This window comes from Microcoleus sp. Pol12B3, assembly GCF_036701355.1.
Classification (GTDB): Bacteria; Cyanobacteriota; Cyanobacteriia; order Cyanobacteriales; family Microcoleaceae; genus Microcoleus.
On sequence record NZ_JAUBQS010000012.1, the window covers coordinates 29,832 to 47,271 of the forward strand.

11 protein-coding genes are annotated in these 17,440 nt (G+C 46.1%); 7 read left to right on the forward strand and 4 right to left on the reverse strand.

Going from position 1 to position 17,440, the window contains the following annotated elements; translation table 11 throughout:
• Positions 1–152 precede the first annotated feature (152 nt).
• The 3 genes from QUA53_RS08525 to QUA53_RS08535 all read left to right on the forward strand — a co-directional run bounded on the left by QUA53_RS08525 (position 153) and on the right by QUA53_RS08535 (position 9,139).
• Complete coding sequence (locus QUA53_RS08525; RefSeq protein WP_333096416.1) at positions 153–3,428, forward strand: PAS domain S-box protein; 3,276 nt, start codon at positions 153–155, stop codon at positions 3,426–3,428.
• A gap of 368 nt (positions 3,429–3,796) precedes the next feature.
• Positions 3,797–7,006: an EAL domain-containing protein gene (locus tag QUA53_RS08530; RefSeq protein ID WP_333096414.1), complete on the forward strand. Its 3,210-nt coding sequence runs from the start codon at positions 3,797–3,799 to the stop codon at positions 7,004–7,006.
• 543 nt (positions 7,007–7,549) lie between these two features.
• Complete coding sequence (locus QUA53_RS08535; protein ID WP_015175045.1) at positions 7,550–9,139, forward strand: glycoside hydrolase family 57 protein; 1,590 nt, start codon at positions 7,550–7,552, stop codon at positions 9,137–9,139.
• Positions 9,140–9,207: 68 nt separating this feature from the next.
• Here QUA53_RS08535 and QUA53_RS08540 read toward each other — a convergent pair whose 3' ends face one another.
• Positions 9,208–9,411: a hypothetical protein gene (locus QUA53_RS08540; protein WP_333096412.1), complete on the reverse strand. Its 204-nt coding sequence runs from the start codon at positions 9,409–9,411 to the stop codon at positions 9,208–9,210.
• 982 nt (positions 9,412–10,393) lie between these two features.
• Positions 10,394–11,467 (reverse strand): radical SAM protein, encoded by a 1,074-nt coding sequence (locus tag QUA53_RS08545; RefSeq protein WP_333096407.1) that lies wholly within the window; start codon positions 11,465–11,467, stop codon positions 10,394–10,396.
• Between the two features lie 447 nt (positions 11,468–11,914).
• On the opposite strand from QUA53_RS08545, the gene QUA53_RS08550 reads away from it, so the two are divergent.
• The 3 genes from QUA53_RS08550 to QUA53_RS08560 all read left to right on the forward strand — a co-directional run bounded on the left by QUA53_RS08550 (position 11,915) and on the right by QUA53_RS08560 (position 14,615).
• Positions 11,915–12,709, forward strand: coding sequence for an ABC transporter permease (locus tag QUA53_RS08550; protein ID WP_333096405.1), 795 nt, complete (start codon positions 11,915–11,917; stop codon positions 12,707–12,709).
• Between the two features lie 221 nt (positions 12,710–12,930).
• Positions 12,931–13,794: an aldo/keto reductase gene (locus tag QUA53_RS08555; protein WP_333096403.1), complete on the forward strand. Its 864-nt coding sequence runs from the start codon at positions 12,931–12,933 to the stop codon at positions 13,792–13,794.
• Positions 13,795–13,937: 143 nt separating this feature from the next.
• Positions 13,938–14,615 carry a GIY-YIG nuclease family protein gene (locus QUA53_RS08560; RefSeq protein WP_333096401.1) on the forward strand — a complete coding sequence of 226 codons (678 nt, stop codon included), beginning with the start codon at positions 13,938–13,940 and terminating at the stop codon, positions 14,613–14,615.
• A 99-nt stretch (positions 14,616–14,714) separates the two neighbouring features.
• Here QUA53_RS08560 and QUA53_RS08565 read toward each other — a convergent pair whose 3' ends face one another.
• Entirely contained in the window at positions 14,715–15,563 is an 849-nt protein-coding gene (locus QUA53_RS08565; protein WP_333096398.1) for a DUF3598 family protein, read from the reverse strand.
• An 18-nt stretch (positions 15,564–15,581) separates the two neighbouring features.
• Between QUA53_RS08565 and QUA53_RS08570 the strand changes: the two genes are divergently transcribed.
• On the forward strand, positions 15,582–16,391 hold the full coding sequence (locus QUA53_RS08570) for an SAM-dependent chlorinase/fluorinase (RefSeq protein ID WP_333096397.1): 810 nt from the start codon (positions 15,582–15,584) through the stop codon (positions 16,389–16,391).
• 106 nt (positions 16,392–16,497) lie between these two features.
• Here the strand turns inward: QUA53_RS08570 and QUA53_RS08575 are convergent, their stop codons facing one another.
• Entirely contained in the window at positions 16,498–17,394 is an 897-nt protein-coding gene (locus QUA53_RS08575) for an alpha/beta hydrolase (RefSeq protein ID WP_333096395.1), read from the reverse strand.
• Positions 17,395–17,440: the final 46 nt, after the last annotated feature.

The following is a 17,440-nucleotide window of genomic DNA, read 5'->3' on the forward strand; positions in this document are numbered from 1 at the left end:
GCAGTTTTTAATAACGCCGCCCGCCTCCAACGATCTGCTCCACGCACAGCTTAAAAGTTAAAAATGTATAATTTAACAGGAAATTACATATTTTTAACTTTTAAGCTTTAATTTTGAATTCTAAAAGTAACACTTGCCTAAGTGTCAAAACTATGCCTGAAATTCCAGTTAAAAGTGCCACACTGTTTCAGAACAGCATCACTGAGCTAGAGCAGGCGGAATCAGCCCTCGAACTCGCTTGGAACGAACTCGAAAAACAAACAGCAGAAACCATTGCTCGCATTGCCAACATCGGCTCAGCAAACCCACAGGAACTCAGAGACCGCTTAGTCGGGGCGAAGCAACTCCGGCAGCAACTTCAGACTCAAATAAAAAAAGCCAACTCGCGACGGGAATTTCACCTAGAAAACTCACCAATGGCAGTTGTAGAGTGGGACAAAGAATTTCGGGTAGTGCGGTGGTCGCCAAGGGCAGAACAAATATTTGGCTGGAGTGCAGCAGAAGTAATGGGCAAATACTGGCACGAATGGTCAATAGTTCATCAAGAAGACTTCGAGGAAGTGTGTGCCGTCACAAATCAACTGTTAGACTGCAGAGAAACCCGCAACATTTGCCGCAACCGCAACTATACCAAAGATGGCTCGGTAATTTACTGCGAATGGTACAATTATGCACTCATTGATGAATCGGGAAGAGTAGTTTCAATTCTCTCTTTTGCCAGAGACATAACCGAGTTCCAGCGCGCTCAAGAAGAACAGCATCATCGCGAACAAGCTTTCAGCGCCATCGCCGAAAATTCGACAGATATTATCGCCCGGTTCGATCGCAAATTACGCATCCTGTACATCAACCCAGCAGTAGAATCAACAATTGGAAAACCCGCTGCCAAATTGATTGGCAAAACCAACCAAGAATCAGGGATGCCACCGCACTTGTGCAGCCTGTGGGATGAGGCTTTTATCAAAGTTTTGGGTAGCGGCAAACCAGAAACTATAGAATTTGAGTTTCCCACTCCCGATGGCATAAAACATTACCACTGTCGAGTCATTCCCGAATTGGCTGAAGACAATTCAGTAGAAACAGTTTTATCCATCTCCCGCGACATCACAGAACTCAAACAAATCGAATCGCAGTTACGACAGAGCGAATCCAAATTTAAAGCCATAGTTGATTCTAATATGATCGGCTTAATTTTTTGGGATCTTAACGGCAGCATTACAGATGCCAATGCGGCTTTTTTAAACACGGTAAAGTATACGCGGGACGAGCTGCTTGCCGGAAGAGTTAACTGGCAAGAAATGACACCACCAGAATACGTGCGTTTAGATACAGAAAAAGTTGCCGAACTGAAGGCTAGAAATACTGTTGTTCCCTTTGAAAAAGAATTTATACGCTCCGATGGTAGTCGCGTTCCTGTGCTGCTCGGCAGCACATTTTTAGAAGGAACGAAGCAGTTAGGCGTCAGTTTTGTGCTGGACTTAAGCGAGCGCAAGCAGGCAGAATCAGAACTGCAAAAACATCAGCAACTTTTAGAGAGTATTGTTACAACAATACCTAACTTTCTCTACATTTACGATGCAGTAGAAAACAAAAATATTTATGCAAATGAATCGATCACAGCCATGCTGGGGTACACTCCCCAAGAATTGCAAGATTTGGGTACCGACGCTCTCGCTAACTTAGTTCATCCCGATGATGTGTTAAAGCTAATTACAGGCATAGAGCGACTAAAACACAGCAGGAATCCCTATGAAACGGATGACAGAGACTACAGAATCAAACACAAAAATGGGGAATGGCGCTGGGTGCACGATCGCTCTACAATCTTCAAAAGAACCCCAGACGGAAAAATTTTACAACTTATTGGTTCCGTACTCGACATCAGCGATCGCAAACAAGCCGAAGAATCATTAAAACAGCAAAAAGAACTGCTGCAAACTATCTTCGACAACGTGCCGATTATGCTCGCCTTCTTAGACAAAAATGGTCAAATAAACTGGGTAAACCGCCACTGGGAACAAGTGCTAGGCTGGAGTTTGGCAGAAATCAAAAACCGCGATATCTTAGCAGAATTTTATCCGCAGCCAGAATACCGTCAATATGTTTTGGATGAAATCCAAGCAGCAACTCAGAAGTGGAGCGATTTCAAAACACAAGTTAGAGACGGGCGAATTATTGACACTTCTTGGGCTAATGTTCACCTTTCCGACGGCAGTTGTATCGGCATTGGTCAAGATATCACCGAACGCAAACGAGTAGAAGCTGCACTCAAAGAACTCAACGAAACTTTAGAAGCTCAAGTCGCCCAGCGTACCGCAGAATTAGAGACTTTTTTCGATGCTTTGCCCGACTACATTTATGTTGTAGAACGGGACCATATGCACTTTTCTTTTGTCAACCATCCCCTTGCCGGATTTTCCGGCTTCGACAGCAGGCAGCAGATGCAGGGCAAAACCATTTTTGAGTGCTATCCCAGCGAACTCGCAGAACGATTCCGCCGGGAAAATTTGCAGGTATTTGAATCTGGCAAAACTCTGCACTTCCAGGAAAAATTTGTGAGAGCGAGCGGCAATGCTTACTTCGACACGTTTAAAATTCCGCTGAGAAATCTCAACGGTGAAGTTTATGCTTTAATTGGCACTGCTCGCGATATCACTGAGTTGGTAGAGACAAAACAAGCTTTGTCAGAACGTACAGAGCAATTAGAAGCTGCAAATCAAGAATTAGAATCTTTTTCTTACTCCGTCTCCCACGATTTGCGCGCACCTTTGCGACACATTTCAGGTTTTATAGAAGCGTTGAAGCAGCGGCTAGAATTAACTGAGGCTTTGAGCGATCGCAAAATAGTTCACTATATGGAAGTAATTGAAGACAGCAGCCAAAAAATGAGCCTGTTGATTGACGGTTTGCTCGCCCTGTCGCGGGTGACTCGCACCGAGTTGAGACAAATTCCGATCGATCTGAGCCGTTTGGTACAAAATGCGATTAAATTGACTAAACCTCCAACTGTCGCAAATGCGAACCAAACTCCCCACAGCGTTGAATTTGCCGTCGGAAAATTGCCGACGGTAATGGGAGATCCAACCTTGCTGCAACAGGTGTTCAGCAACTTGATTAGCAACGCCGTCAAGTTCAGCCGCGGACGCACTCCGGCTAGAATAGTTATTGAGGGTCTACCTGATGGAACGATTTTTATCAAGGATAACGGTGTGGGTTTTCCGATGGAATATGCCGATCGCCTGTTTGGAGCCTTTCAGAGGCTGCACTCCCAGAGAGAATTTGAAGGTACGGGCATAGGTTTGGCGATCGTCCAGCGGATTATTCACCGCCACGGCGGCACGGTTTGGGCCGAAAGCCTACCTAGTCAAGGAGCCACGTTTTACTTTAAACTAGGGCAAACAATCTCAAACCGTAATATAGATTCGTAAGTTAAGTGTATAAGAGTTTTAAATTCTACATTTAAAACTCTTATACACTTAAATAAGTCACAATCGGTGAGAGTATGAGAATTTTAGTTTGACACGAGTGTTAACTGTGAGGGATGGAAGCGAAAGATATAGGCTTGGCTGTGCAAGATACTTGCACTCCGAAAAAAACCTTTTTACAGAATAGGGAGGCTCCCCCATTGGTTCAGTCAGACTTAGACTCCCTGTGGTAAATAAAGGCCTTGAGAGTAGAGAATATAATTGATTGTGCTAAAAACCAAAAATATTGAGATAAAATTAACCAAACTCAGTCGTAAAAATTACATTTAGCAACCACACGAATAACCAATTTAAAACCTCCCCCATAGCTTATGTTAGATATAACTCAGACTAATTATCTACTAAAACTGGTAGCGGAATCAACATTAAAGTTGTTGATTATCGAAGACATGGCCGAAGATATGGAATTAATAGTGCTCGCATTAGAAGCGGGGGGAGTAAATTTTAATTACGACACAGCAGAAACAGCAACAGAGTGCAGAAAACTGCTCCAAAATTGCAAGTACGATGCTGTACTATCCGATTACCGCCTGCCGGGCTTCAACGGCTTAGAAGTGTTGAAATTAATGCAGGAATTGAACCACGACATACCATTGATTTTAATAACGGGAAGTTTGGGAGAAGAAGCTGCCGTAGAGTGCATCAAAGCTGGAATGACTGATTACGTATTAAAAGGGCGGCTGTTTAGGTTGCCAACAGTCTTAGAACGATCGCTCCAAGAATACAAAATGCGGCGCCAGCAACAAGAAGCGATCGCCCAAATTCAGCGGCAAGCTCAGCGAGAAGCGATCGTCAACCGCATCCTCCAAGCCATGCGCTTCACCCTTGTACTCGACGAAGTGCTGCAAACCACCGCAGATCAACTGCACGAAGCTCTAGACATCAGCGCCTGCGCCATCTTGCAGCCAGATGCTGAAGGCGGCATCAGAGTTCGCTACATCAGTAAAGCATCAGACAGAGAAGGGTTTGTCGGGCTAAATTGCAAAGTGGCCGAGCACTACAGATCGGGACTCGCGGCCGGGGAAACCCTGAGTATCGACGAGTTATCGACCCTGTGCCCGTCCCTGCAAGAATCAGCAGGGTTGGTAGGGTTTCGCTCCGTTGCGATCGCGCCACTGCTCTACCAGCAGTCATTTTTGGGAGGAATTAGCCTCTATCAGTGCGATCGGGCGCGCTCTTGGAGCGTGGAAGAACTGTCGCTACTCAAAGCCATAGCCGATCAGTGCGCGATCGCGATCCACCAAGCCGAACTCTACCAACAAGCCCAAACCGAACTTGCAGAACGCAAGCGCGCCGAAGCAGCAGTCTGCGGCATCCAGCAGCAGCTAGCCACAATGGCAGCCAACATTCCCGGCTCAGTCTACCGCACCGTGCTGCATCCAGATGGCACAATGTCCATGCCCTACATCAGTCCGGGCGTGCGCGAAGTTACTGGGTTCGGGGCCGAAGAAGTGATTTCGCACCCGGAACTCTTGACCGAAATCATCCATCCAGAGGACAAAAGTTCGTGTGACAGCAGGGTAGCAGCATCGAGAGCGAGTCTTTTGCCGTGCGATCGCCAGTACCGCATCGTTCTGAGATCTGGGGAGGTCAAGTGGGTGCAAGACAGCGCTAAATTTTCCAAAAACGAAAACGGCGACGTAATTATAGACGGAGTAGCCCTAGACATCAGCGATCGCAAACAAGCAGAATCAGCCCTGCGCCAAAGCGAACAGCGATTTCGCTCGCTGATTGAAAATGCCACAGACATCACCATCATTCTCGACGCCGAAGGAATCTTCCGCTACATCAGCCCTTCCGTCAAGCGAATTTTAGGATACGCGCCCCACCAGGCGATCGGCCGCAGCGCCTTAGAAATAGTTCACCCCGACGACTGCGCCGCGATCGCCGAAACCCTCCACAAAGCTATAAAAAACCCCAAAAGAAGCCAGTGTCCAGTTGAGTACCGAGTCCGCCACCGCAACGGTTCCTGGTGTTATGTAGAAGCTGTAGCCACCAACTTGCTCTACGATCCCGCAGTCGAGGGAATCGTGATTAACTGTCACGACATCACTCAGCGCAAACTCGCCGAGGAACAACTGCTGCACGATGCTTTCCACGACGCCCTCACCGGATTGCCGAACCGATCGCTATTTACCGATCGGCTGGAACACGCTCTGAGGCTGGCAAAACGGCGCAAAGACTACTTGTTTGCCGTACTGTTTCTCGATTTAGATAGATTTAAAGTAGTCAACGATTCCCTCGGCCACGCCATCGGCGATCAATTGCTAGTATCGATCGCGCGGCGTCTGGAAGCTTGTCTCAGGCCCGGAGATACAGTGGCCCGCCTCGGAGGTGACGAGTTCGTGCTGTTGCTAGAAGACATCGAGGGCATCCATGAAGCTACCACCATTGTCAACCGCCTGCAAAAGAAAATCACATCCCCTATCCTTCTAGACGGACATGAAGTATTTATCACCGCCAGCATCGGCATAGCTTTGAGTTCTGGCGAATACCTGGAACCGACAACCCTGCTGCGCGACGCCGACACAGCAATGTACCGCGCCAAAGAACTCGGCAGAGCCCGACACGAAGTTTTCAACAGTTCCATGCACGCCCACGCTTTGCGACTGTTGCAGCTAGAAAACGATTTGCGACGGGCGATCGAATCAATTAGAGAGCCGGCCAAAGAAGAAGAATTTCCCCCATCCCCCGAATCAGTCTTACCTCCCTTATCCGCAGCGCCCCAGTTTATTATTCACTACCAGCCGATCGTGTCGATCGCCACTAACACAATTACCAGTTTTGAGGCCCTAGTGCGCTGGCAGCATCCAGAACGCGGTTTAGTTTCCCCCGGCGAATTCATCACCATCGCCGAAGAAACCGGCTTGATCGTACCCCTGGGCCGCTGGGTACTTCGCACAGCTTGCCACCAAATCCGCCAGTGGCAGCAGGTATTTCCCAGCAACCCCCCCTTGAGCGTTAGCGTCAACATTTCTGTCAAACAGTTTTCTCAGCCAGATTTAATCGAATACATCGACCAAGTTCTCGCAGAAACTCACCTCGACGGCAGCAGTTTAAAACTAGAAATTACCGAAAGCGTACTCATAGAAAATTCCGAATCAGTAACAGCAATGCTGGTGCAGCTCAGAACGCGAAACATACACTTGTGCATTGACGACTTTGGCACCGGCTATTCATCGCTTTCCTACCTGCACCGCTTCCCCACCAATACCTTAAAAATAGACCGCTCTTTTGTTAGCAGGATGGGAGGTGAGTTCGATTTCAGTAAAGGAGGGATTGACCCCACAGAAATTGTGCGGTCGATCGTTACTTTGTCCCACAATTTAGGCATGGATGTAGTAGCAGAAGGAGTCGAAGAAGCCTCGCAACTATCTATACTCAAAGGGTTAAAATGCGAGTACGCCCAGGGATTCTTTTTCTCAAAGGCAGTAGACTCTCAAACAGCAGCAGCCCTCATCCGACAGCAAGCAGAAAATCAGAATTTGCTGACATTTAGTTTGTTAGAGAAAGGTCATTAAAAAAACACGGCATTTTCTGAGTCCCGTTTCAGCATAAAATCTTAAAATATTTTAAAGCTGTGCCTAACTGGCGTCAGTTAATAACTACGGCATCCAAATCACTGTCAACGACCCAGATCTCAAGACACTCTTGCTTCGGGCCTAAGACTTAAACCATAGTTGACCAGAGGCGTACCTGCGTACTACGTTAACGGTAAGAGTTAAAGACCTACCAGGGAATGCTCTCGCTAGTTCCTTGCCAAGCGAAATTTAGGATTAAACAGACTTATTGGGTTAAATCAGTTTCCTAGATATAGTACCGGCTGTTAACGAAGGCGCAAGCTAACATTACCCCTCTCATAGAGGCTCATAAAGGAGCGAACATTATGCGATCGCCGGTTGCGACTTTGGATGTGGTAATTGTCCCACTGAAAGTACATTACAAAAGTACACTCCCATCTAGCAATCCCCGTGTAATGGAAAGATTCACGGCGGTTAAAACCGCCTAGCCGTTTCCGTCTCAGGTCTAAAGACACGCTCGTTTCCCACTTACCGAATTTTTTTATGACTATTGGCTACCTCGCACTCGTTCTCCACGCCCACTTGCCTTTTGTCCGCCACCCCGAAAGCGACTACGTTTTAGAAGAAGAATGGCTGTTTGAGGCGATTGCAGAAACCTACATTCCCCTGCTGCAAGTCTTTGAAGGGCTCAAGCGCGACGGCATCGACTTTAAAATTACCATGAGCATGACGCCGCCCTTGGTTGCCATGCTGCGCGACCCCTTGCTGCAAGACCGCTTCGACGACCACTTGGCTAAACTCGAAGAATTAGCCGATCTCGAAATCGAACACAACAGCGGAAACGGTCACCTCCGCTATTTAGCAGAACATTACGCCGCCCATTTCTCTCAAGTCCGCAACTTTTGGGAAAAGTACGATCGAGATTTAGTCAAAGCCTTCAAAGAACACCAAGACACCAACAACCTCGAAATCATCACCTGCGGCGCAACCCACGGCTACCTACCGCTGATGAAAATGTACCCCGAAGCAGTTTGGGCACAAATTCAAGTAGCTTGCGACAACTACGAAGCAAACTTCGGCCGCCGACCAAAAGGCATTTGGCTGCCCGAATGCGCCTACTATGAAGGCTTAGAACGGATGTTAGCCGACGCAGGCCTCCGCTACTTTCTCACAGACGGTCACGGCATCCTCTACGCCCGCCCGCGTCCCCGCTACGGCAGCTACGCCCCAATTTTCACCGAATGCGGAGTCGCAGCCTTCGGCCGAGATCACGAATCCTCGCAGCAGGTTTGGTCTTCCGAAGTCGGCTATCCAGGCGCGGCCGAATACCGCGAATTCTACAAAGATTTGGGCTGGGAAGCTGACTACGATTACATTAAGCCCTACATCATGCCCAACGGCCAGCGGAAAAATACCGGGATTAAATATCACAAAATCACCGGTCGCGGATTGGGTTTAGGCGATAAACAGTTGTACGATCCTTACTGGGCAAGGGAAAAAGCAGCCGAACACGCCAGCAACTTTGCTTTTAACCGGGAACGCCAAGTCGAACACCTCAACGGCATTATGCAGCGTCCGCCGATTATTGTTTCGCCTTACGACGCCGAACTTTTCGGTCACTGGTGGTACGAAGGGCCTTGGTTCTTAGATTACCTGTTCCGCAAGAGTTGGTACGACCAAAATACCTACGATATGACGCACTTAGCCGATTATTTGCGGGGAAATCCGACTCAGCAAGTGTGCCGCCCGTCTCAGTCTAGCTGGGGTTTCCGGGGTTTCCACGAATATTGGCTCAACGATACCAATGCTTGGATTTACCCGCACTTGCACAAAGCTGCGGAACGGATGATTGAGTTGGGAAGCATGGAACCTGCGGATGAATTGCAGTGGCGGGCTTTGAACCAGGCGGCGCGGGAAGTGCTGCTAGCTCAATCTTCTGACTGGGCATTTATCATGCGTACAGGAACGATGGTGCCCTATGCAGTGCGGCGGACTCGATCGCACTTAATGCGCTTTCACAAGCTTTACGATGAAGTGAAAGAAGGGAAAGTTGATTCGGGTTGGTTGGAGAAGGTTGAGGAGATTGATAATATTTTCCCTGAAATTAACTATCGCGTTTATCGATCGCTTTAGGTCTCGTTTCCCCTTTAATCCTGTCCCCCCCAGCCCTGCTTAAGGGAGGGACAGGATGTTAATTAAAATTATGGGTGATGGGGCGATCGCCATGAGTCGAATGAGAGGGGCGATATTTGGTTGAGAGTGTGAGTGCGATCGCATTTTTGGTCGGGAAAGGTCGATCGCACTTTATGTCTTTTTCTCAACGCGCAGGCGAGCCCCTTTTTGGTATGGAAAGGTCGATCGCCGAGACCAGCAAATAGCCAGCTAATTAGAAAGAAAGCTGCCATAATTCACTCAAATATAAGCGGAACCAAATCGAGAAACTTAACTCGCGAAGTTAAAGCGATTGTTAGTTGAAATCCGAAGCCAAGTATTTGATTGTGCTAAAGAATTGCCGTAGTTGCGAGGATACAGCAATACTGTTGATATTAATGCGGAAAATTATTATATCGAAAGTTATCCTAAAATCCAAAGTTTTTCCATTGAAGGCGGCAACTTGTGTTTTTGCCGAAGTTCCTGAGTTTGCGATCGCGGAAATATCAAATCTAAGTTAAAAATACTTAAACTACCTGCTTGCCCATCAAGATTTGTTCTAGCAGACAATATCCACAATTCGTGGGAGGGGTGAAATAGAATAGGTGGAATTGAAACGGGAACAGGAAGAGAAGGAACGTCAGCGCGATGCGAACAAATAGAATTATACAAGCAAAAGGAACAAGAGCAGGAAGAGTGCGCTCAAGAACAAATGGAAATCTGCAGGAAGAACAAAAACAAAGAGAAAAAGCGATCTAGCCAACTTGAGAATATCATCTTTTTTTGTCGGAACTGCGATCGGAGGCGGACAAATCTTTTAGACCAGCTATCCCCTAATCAAAGATACACCCCTTAAATGGCAACCCGATTTTTCCCTCCCCCTTCATCCCTTCACGGCGACGATTATATGGAATTTGCTTTGCGGTTTAATATTCGGCCTGCTGATACGGGGTATCCTGCCACTGGCGATAAAAATATCCCCCAGAATCCTGCCACTGGTAAGAAAAATATTGCCCAGGTAAAGCGGTGCGTGACTGTCAATAGTAAATGGCTGCCGTGCAATCATTTTTCACCTTCGCCTACCCTAGGACTTACAAAACAGTGTATTCGTAAGGAAACGGCATTGCCCTGTCCCGCAGCAAAACCGAACGGCAATACAGTTCATCAAACAAAAAACCGGGTTTCTGCTCAAACCCGGTCACCATTAAGACAAGCAATATTAACACTGCTCAAACCTCAATTTTTCAATAATTTCATCCCCATTTTCACCTTATCCAAAATCGTTTTTTGCGAGACACAAGTAATCAGACAAAGCTTGCCGCAATTCAAAGTATCGCGGCGAACTGCCTGAGCTTTTTCGCCGTACCAAATCTCGCGGGCGCTGGCGTTTTTCACATTACCAATTACGGGAAACTCATCGCACAATTTCACATCGCCGCGGGTATCAATCCAGTAATTCCGCAGTCCAACGCGGCAAGGACGAGTTGAATCAGGAGCTTTTTCTTCCGCAAAGTGAGGAATCATCAATCGCAACACTTCATCGCTGTTCATAATCGGAGCACCGTTATGCTTCATTTGAATTAGGCGCTCGATCACCTGTGAAAATTCCTCAATGTCTTCTTTTTCAATCCACAATTCCTCGTATGTTTCTGGCGTCCAGCGGTTGACTGGTTGGAAGTTCACCGTCGTCGCCCCAATTCCCTGAGCCCAAGTGACTATTTCCGGGAGGTGGCGGAAATTGAGTCGGTTCATTGTCGGTTTGATGTTGATCGGAAACAGGATGTTCTGTTTTTCTTGTTCTTCGCGCAGATAACCGATTCCTTTAGAAAGTCTGTCAAACAATCCCGGTTGACCGCGCAAATAATCGTGCAGTTCTGCATTCGGCCCGTCAACGGAGATATTCACATTAAAAGGACGAGCAGCTACAGTTTTGGCTGCATTTTCCCGGGTCATGCAATAGCCGTTGGTGGTGACGCCGGCGTGAATGCCATTTTTATTCGCAAAGGCCAGCAAGTCTAGAAAACCTTTTTTAATATAAGGTTCGCCGCCACTAAAGTTGATTGAAAACTCGCCCACAAATTCTTTGACGCTCAAGAGGGCATTTTGCCATTCTTCAATCGTCATTTCGTCTTTATATTCTTTAAGCCGCCAATATTCGCACTGGCGGCATTTAACATTGCAATGCTCATTGACGATTCCGTAAAAAGTTACGGGGCTCGTCACGTCGTATCCTGTATTGATCCGCAGCGATTCCGCTACTGCACTCTTGGTGTGCTTAACGCCCAGTCTCGATAATGTTAAAGCATCCATGTCTTTTTTTCCTTACGTGTTGTTAGTTAAGTCAATTTCTCGCACCCTCTTTTGTACGTATAATTACGCATCGCTGATTACGTATTGCTTTTAAGTACGTATGCCCCATCCTAAGTGTTCCCTTTGGGTATGGCTAGATGTTTTTGAAATATTTATAATTTTAAGAGTTGTAACATATTAGTATTTCCAATCAATCAAGTGTTTCTTTGTGTTAAAACATGAATCATGCTTAATAATTGCCAAAATATATGGGTTTAATCTTGCCTCAAATTAATATTTGTAATTTTTGTTTAAATATTGTTAAATAACTTAATATTTTTTGTGAGTAAAACTCCTTAAGTAAGCGGTATCAATAATTTAAAATTATAGTTAAATGAGCAGCCCATACAGCAGTTAACTTCACACAACCTTTAAAATATGGGAATTTAAGTATTTACAGGGCAAAAAATGACGACAAACATGGGACGATATTTGCACGTACTGAAATTGTTCTGGGGTGCGGCGATCGCAGCGGAACTAGAATACCGAATCAACTTTGTCCTCGCGACCCTCAGCAGCCTCGGAAATCTTGCGGGCAGCTTGTTTGGGCTGTTTTTGTTTTACCGTACCGACTACACGTTTGCCGGCTATTCATGGGAAGAGGCTTTAGTTGTACTCGGTATTTTCACGATTTTGCAGGGGTTTTCGTCAACCTTTCTAGCACCTAATCTCAGCCGTATTGTCGATCGAGTGCAGCAAGGTACTCTCGATTTTGTACTCCTGAAACCCATCAGTTCCCAATTCTGGCTATCTGCAAACACAGTTTCGCCTTGGGGCATCCCAGATTTAATCTTCGGCACCGTATTGCTGCTGTATGCTGCTAACAAGTTGGGAGTAGAAATCGGCAACTATTTTTTAACAGCAATACCGCTGTTATTTGGAACTATTACTCTTTACAGTATATGGTTTATGTTAGGGGCAACCAGCATTTGGTTTGTCAAAATTTACAATGTTACCGAAGTCCTCAAAGGATTGTTAGAAGCGGGTAGATTTCCAATGGCAGCTTATCCCGCAGCTTATCGATTTTTCTTCACTTTCGTAGTTCCCGTTGCCTTCTTGACGACTGTGCCAGCAGAAGCCATGCTGGGGAGAGGTGAAATCGTTTGGATGGCAGGGGCGGGAATATTGGCGATCGGGCTGTTATTTTTCTCCCGCTACTTCTGGCAATTTGCACTCCGCTTTTACACCAGCGCTTCCAGCTAGTTAAGTAGGTAGGTAAGCTGGTGCACATCTAGATTGTCTATTATGTTTGAGAGGGAGAGGATTTGACACCGGGGAACAGGGAATTGAAATATACATTTTAAAAGCCCAACAGCGTATCTAAATTTGTTTTTCTACTTACTTAGATAGTTAAATAGATTTAAGACTTCAACTTATCCTTGAAAGGTAAACTGGAAATAAACCACGCAAACGAAGGCAAACCAATGAAAAGAAAAAAACTGGGTAACAGTAATTTTACTATCAGCGCGATCGGTCTTGGAGGTATGCCAATGTCCTTAAGCGGCCGGCCGCCCGAATCGCAATCAATTTCGGTAATTCACCGCGCCCTCGATTTGGGTGTCACCCTAATTGACACCGCAGATTCCTACTGCCAAGATCAATCCGACAAACACCACAACGAGCAACTGATTGCCAAAGCTTTGCAACAGTACAGCGGAGATGTTAGGGCGGTTACCGTCGCCACTAAAGGCGGCTTAATGCGACCTCAAGGTGCGTGGACGCGCAATGGCAACCCCCACCATTTACGCAAGACAATTCGCGAAAGTTTTGAAGCATTGGGCGGCCAGAAACCGATCGACCTTTGGCAATATCACTCGCCCGATCCCGCTTATACCATTGAAGCAGCCCTAGCACCCGCAAAAGAAGCAGTAGAAGCAGGAATGATTCGATTTATTGGAGTGTCCAACTTTTCTGTAGAGCAGATCAAACGCGCCCGCGATACAGTAGAAATTGTCTCTGTGCAGAATCAGTACAATCCGTGGCACAGACAGCCGGAATCAGACGGCGTTCTGGAATATTGCGAAACCGAAAAACTGACATTTTTTCCCTGGAGTCCTTTGGGAGGAAGCCGCCGCGTCACCAGCTTGCAAGATATACCCGCGATCGCCAAATTAGCCGCAGAAAAAAACGTTTCAGTTTACTGTATAGTATTAGCTTGGTTAATGGCTCAATCGCCCTGCATCGTTCCGATTCCCGGTGCGACCAAAGTATCGAGTATTGAGGACTCTGTGCGGGCGCTCGAAGTTAAATTGACTGACGAGGAATTGCAACAAATTGCCGCAAGTTAAGTATATAAGGGCAAAAAAAACAATAGAACAGGCTTTTCTGCCTGTTTCACAAACAGAACTTTATTGTGGGGTGGGTCGGAAAGCCCGCCCCTGAAAGTCGAATTTAATGAGTAAAGTTGACATTTTTTGAGGAATTGGGTTTTATGGAAGCTAATCAAGTGAATGCCGATCGAGACGTAGCAATTGAACATCAAAACGTACCTGTTGCCCATGAAGGACTGCACAACTTTTTATACAGTTCCGACTCAGAACACAGCGCAGCAGCCGCTATTTCTGAAATAGAAAATGACGGCACGCAAGTAATGTCAATAGATACATGGCGCGATTTGGCAACTAACGCGAAAGTCGCCGGCGTTTACGCTGTAATGGACACTTCCCGCAACACTAAGTTTATCGGTTATTCGCGAAATATCCTGCTTTCAATCAACGGTCACATCGCCCAAAATGGCGCCGAAAATTGTGCTTTCCTGCGCGTGCAAACTTTCAAATTCCCGAAGCGGGAAGAAATGGAAAGTTTGCGGGATGCTTGGATAGCAGAAATTGGCAGTATTCCGCCTGGAAACGGTGCTGAAAGCGAAATGTGGGCGAGTACAGTAGGTCAAGCGGCGCGATCGGCAATGTCTGCGGAGGAACAAAAAGCTTATGAGGAAAAGAAGCTGAAATTGCGAAAAGCAATGGCAGATTCCAGTCTTACCAAAGAGTTAGAAACCGCAGTCCAAAGTGACGGCAAGCGCGCTAAAGATTTGGAAGCGGCTGTTAATAATGATGACTGGAGTGCGGTGATTCAATCGCAAACCCAGGAAACAAAATCCGGCGAATAAAACTCGCAGATACATAAACTTTTGTCCGCCCTAAATGGGGCGGGTTTATGTAGATTATGGGTGGAAATTAAAGAGTGTTTGTGAACCAGCTCATACTAATTAATGACTAACTTTGCGTTCAGTAACTAAAGTCAAACTTACCCATTCACCCCGCTCATTGTAACTGCGAATCATCCGAAACCGTAAGTGAGGTTCTACCAACCAACCAGCCTCGAAAAATATAGGTTTTCTGGATTCAATCTTAACAGGTAAAGTGCAAGAACCGCCGTCAGGAAGGAGCACAACTTGCACGGGGGAAGCACCTTCGTTAAAGTGCAGAACTGAACCGTCAATGCTGGCGCTAGAAGTGATAACAGTAGCATTACTGCCAAAAGTAATTTTCTGCACTAGGCGATCGCTACTTTCTAAATGCAATTGCATTTTGGTTGAATAAATGTCAGGAGAACGCCCATCTGGATACATTGTCACGGCTTCACCCTGCCACTCTCCCAGCAAAGCCTCAACAGTTAAAGGCGGACGTTCGGGGACATTTTTATCCGGCTGTTTTTCCCGAATTAAGGTAAGGTTTGATAAATTGCCGTCGGTATTGTATAGCTGAACGAAGCGCAATCGGCGATAATTGTAGATAAAACCAAACTCGGCACCGCACTCAGAATAAGGCGCTAGTTGAATAGTACCCTGAGAAAAAGCTCCATTTTCAAAAAACAAGATATCCCGTCCCAAACCCTGATATTCTCGAACAAGTTCGCTCACTTCTGGTTCGCCGACACCGCTAGGATTTGGGGAAAAGCGACGGAGTTTCAATCGCACTGTTTTGTTGTCATTGAAACCTTCGAGAGAAATAATGCTAGGAGTATCCTGAAGTACCTCTCCTCGCATTGATAGCTGAGTGAAGGAACCGTGCCATTCTCCCAAGTTTTGCAGAAAATTTTCCCACTGCGCTACCATATTCTTACCTGTGGATATATGTCTAAAAATAGAATTATAACTCTGCTGACGGATTTTGGATTAAGCGATGTTTATGTGGGAGTGATGAAAGGTACGATCGCCCAAATTAACCCGCAGTTAAAAGTCATTGACATTACGCACCAAATACCATCTCAAAATATTGCGGCGGCGAGGTTTTGTTTGATGACTGCTTTTGCTTATTTTCCGCCGGAAACCGTACATATTGCTGTCGTCGATCCGGGTGTGGGAAGCAAGAGACGCGGGGTTGCGGTTAAATGTGCTAATTGCTTTCTTGTCGGACCGGATAACGGGTTGTTTAGCGGGGTGTTGAGTCGGGAAAGTGCGAGATCCTCTGTCGAACTCACCAACCCCAAATACTGGCGCACACCTCAACCCAGCAGCACTTTCCACGGTCGCGATATTTTCGCTGCAGCGGGCGCTCACTTGGCGAACGGGGTGGCGTTGGAAGAGTTGGGAGATGCGATCGACCCTGCAAGTTTAGTGCAGTTAGAAATACCAAATTGTGCCGTTACAGCCACAGGTATAGATGGCTGTGTTCAATATGTCGATCGCTTCGGCAATCTAATTACTAATATCCCCAATAATTGCATTATAGGTAACAATTGGTCAGTGACAATTAGCAATAGTTTTGATGCAATTCGCATCCCCAGCGGTAAAACCTACAGCGACAGCGAACCGGGCGATTTAATTGCCATAACTGATTCTGACGGTTGGGTAGAAATTGCCGTTAATGGCGGCAGCGCTCAATCTGTCTTAAAATTGGAATGCGGAGCGATCGTGCAATTGCTTTTTGAAACTAACAATTAAATAGGACTTACGCATGGGCGATCGGAAACCGGGTTTTTTACGAAAATACTTTGTTGTCACCAGCAGATGCGGTGAAAAACCCGGTTATGAAGGCGGAGTGCGTAAGTCATAGTTTTTTTCGATCGATTACTTTTTCGGCAAAATCCACAATAGTTTGGCGATATTCGGGATTATTAAAAAAAGCATCTCCATTATTGTGCCTAGCATTAGGAACTAGCAAAATTTTTTTATATTCAGGAGAACTAGCATATAACTTTTTGCTCATAGTAGCAGGAACAAAAGAATCGGCAATCCCGTGAACAAACAAAATCGGCATTCGCAGTGATTTAACCTTAGCAATAGAATCAAACCTTTGCGTCAGCAACAACCGCACCGGAAAAAATCGCATATAAGCATTATTTTCCACCATATCCACCATAGAAGTAAACGAATTGTGGACAATCAAACAAGCAGCTTCTGGATGCCTTATTGCTAACTTAATAGCAACAGCACCTCCCATTGAATGACCATAAAATAAAATTTGGCTAGGCAACAGTTGCCGCTGCTTAACTAAATAATTATAAGCGGTTTCCGCATCTTCATATAGCCGATATTCGCTGGGAAAGCTGCCTTGACTGCGGCCGTAACCCCGGTAATCAATCAGCAATACAGAAAAACCCAATTGCCGAAAGCGGTAAGATTGAGCGATATTCGCACCGATGTTCAAACCCCTGCCGTGCAGGTACAATAAAGTTCCTAATGATTGTCGGTTTGCGGCGGGCAGCCACCAACCGTGAAGTTTTTCAATTTTGCGCGATCGACCCTTAACTGGCAACCAAACTTCTTGGTAAGCGATGTTAAAAGCATCTGGTGTTTTGGCGATTGTAGGTGTTGGCTGAAAGATCAAACGAGTTTGCAGAAAAAACAAGAGTATACAGGAAGCAATGTAGGCGATCGCCCAAAGTTTTCCTAAACACAATAGCCCTCTCAAAAAACGTTTTTTGGTTTTGTTTAGCTTGCTCATTTTTGGCAGGGCTAATTCTTAACTTCAAGTATTAAAAACCCGGTTT

Coding starts and splice junctions, on each gene's coding strand:
- QUA53_RS08560 (WP_333096401.1), top strand. CDS start 13,938: ATGGAAGCTAATCAAGTGAATGCCGATCGAGACGTAGCAATTGAACAT.
- QUA53_RS08540 (WP_333096412.1), bottom strand. CDS start 9,411: ATGGCAGCTTTCTTTCTAATTAGCTGGCTATTTGCTGGTCTCGGCGAT.
- QUA53_RS08555 (WP_333096403.1), top strand. CDS start 12,931: ATGAAAAGAAAAAAACTGGGTAACAGTAATTTTACTATCAGCGCGATC.
- QUA53_RS08565 (WP_333096398.1), bottom strand. CDS start 15,563: ATGGTAGCGCAGTGGGAAAATTTTCTGCAAAACTTGGGAGAATGGCAC.
- QUA53_RS08575 (WP_333096395.1), bottom strand. CDS start 17,394: ATGAGCAAGCTAAACAAAACCAAAAAACGTTTTTTGAGAGGGCTATTG.
- QUA53_RS08545 (WP_333096407.1), bottom strand. CDS start 11,467: ATGGATGCTTTAACATTATCGAGACTGGGCGTTAAGCACACCAAGAGT.
- QUA53_RS08570 (WP_333096397.1), top strand. CDS start 15,582: ATGTCTAAAAATAGAATTATAACTCTGCTGACGGATTTTGGATTAAGC.
- QUA53_RS08530 (WP_333096414.1), top strand. CDS start 3,797: ATGTTAGATATAACTCAGACTAATTATCTACTAAAACTGGTAGCGGAA.
- QUA53_RS08525 (WP_333096416.1), top strand. CDS start 153: ATGCCTGAAATTCCAGTTAAAAGTGCCACACTGTTTCAGAACAGCATC.
- QUA53_RS08550 (WP_333096405.1), top strand. CDS start 11,915: ATGACGACAAACATGGGACGATATTTGCACGTACTGAAATTGTTCTGG.
- QUA53_RS08535 (WP_015175045.1), top strand. CDS start 7,550: ATGACTATTGGCTACCTCGCACTCGTTCTCCACGCCCACTTGCCTTTT.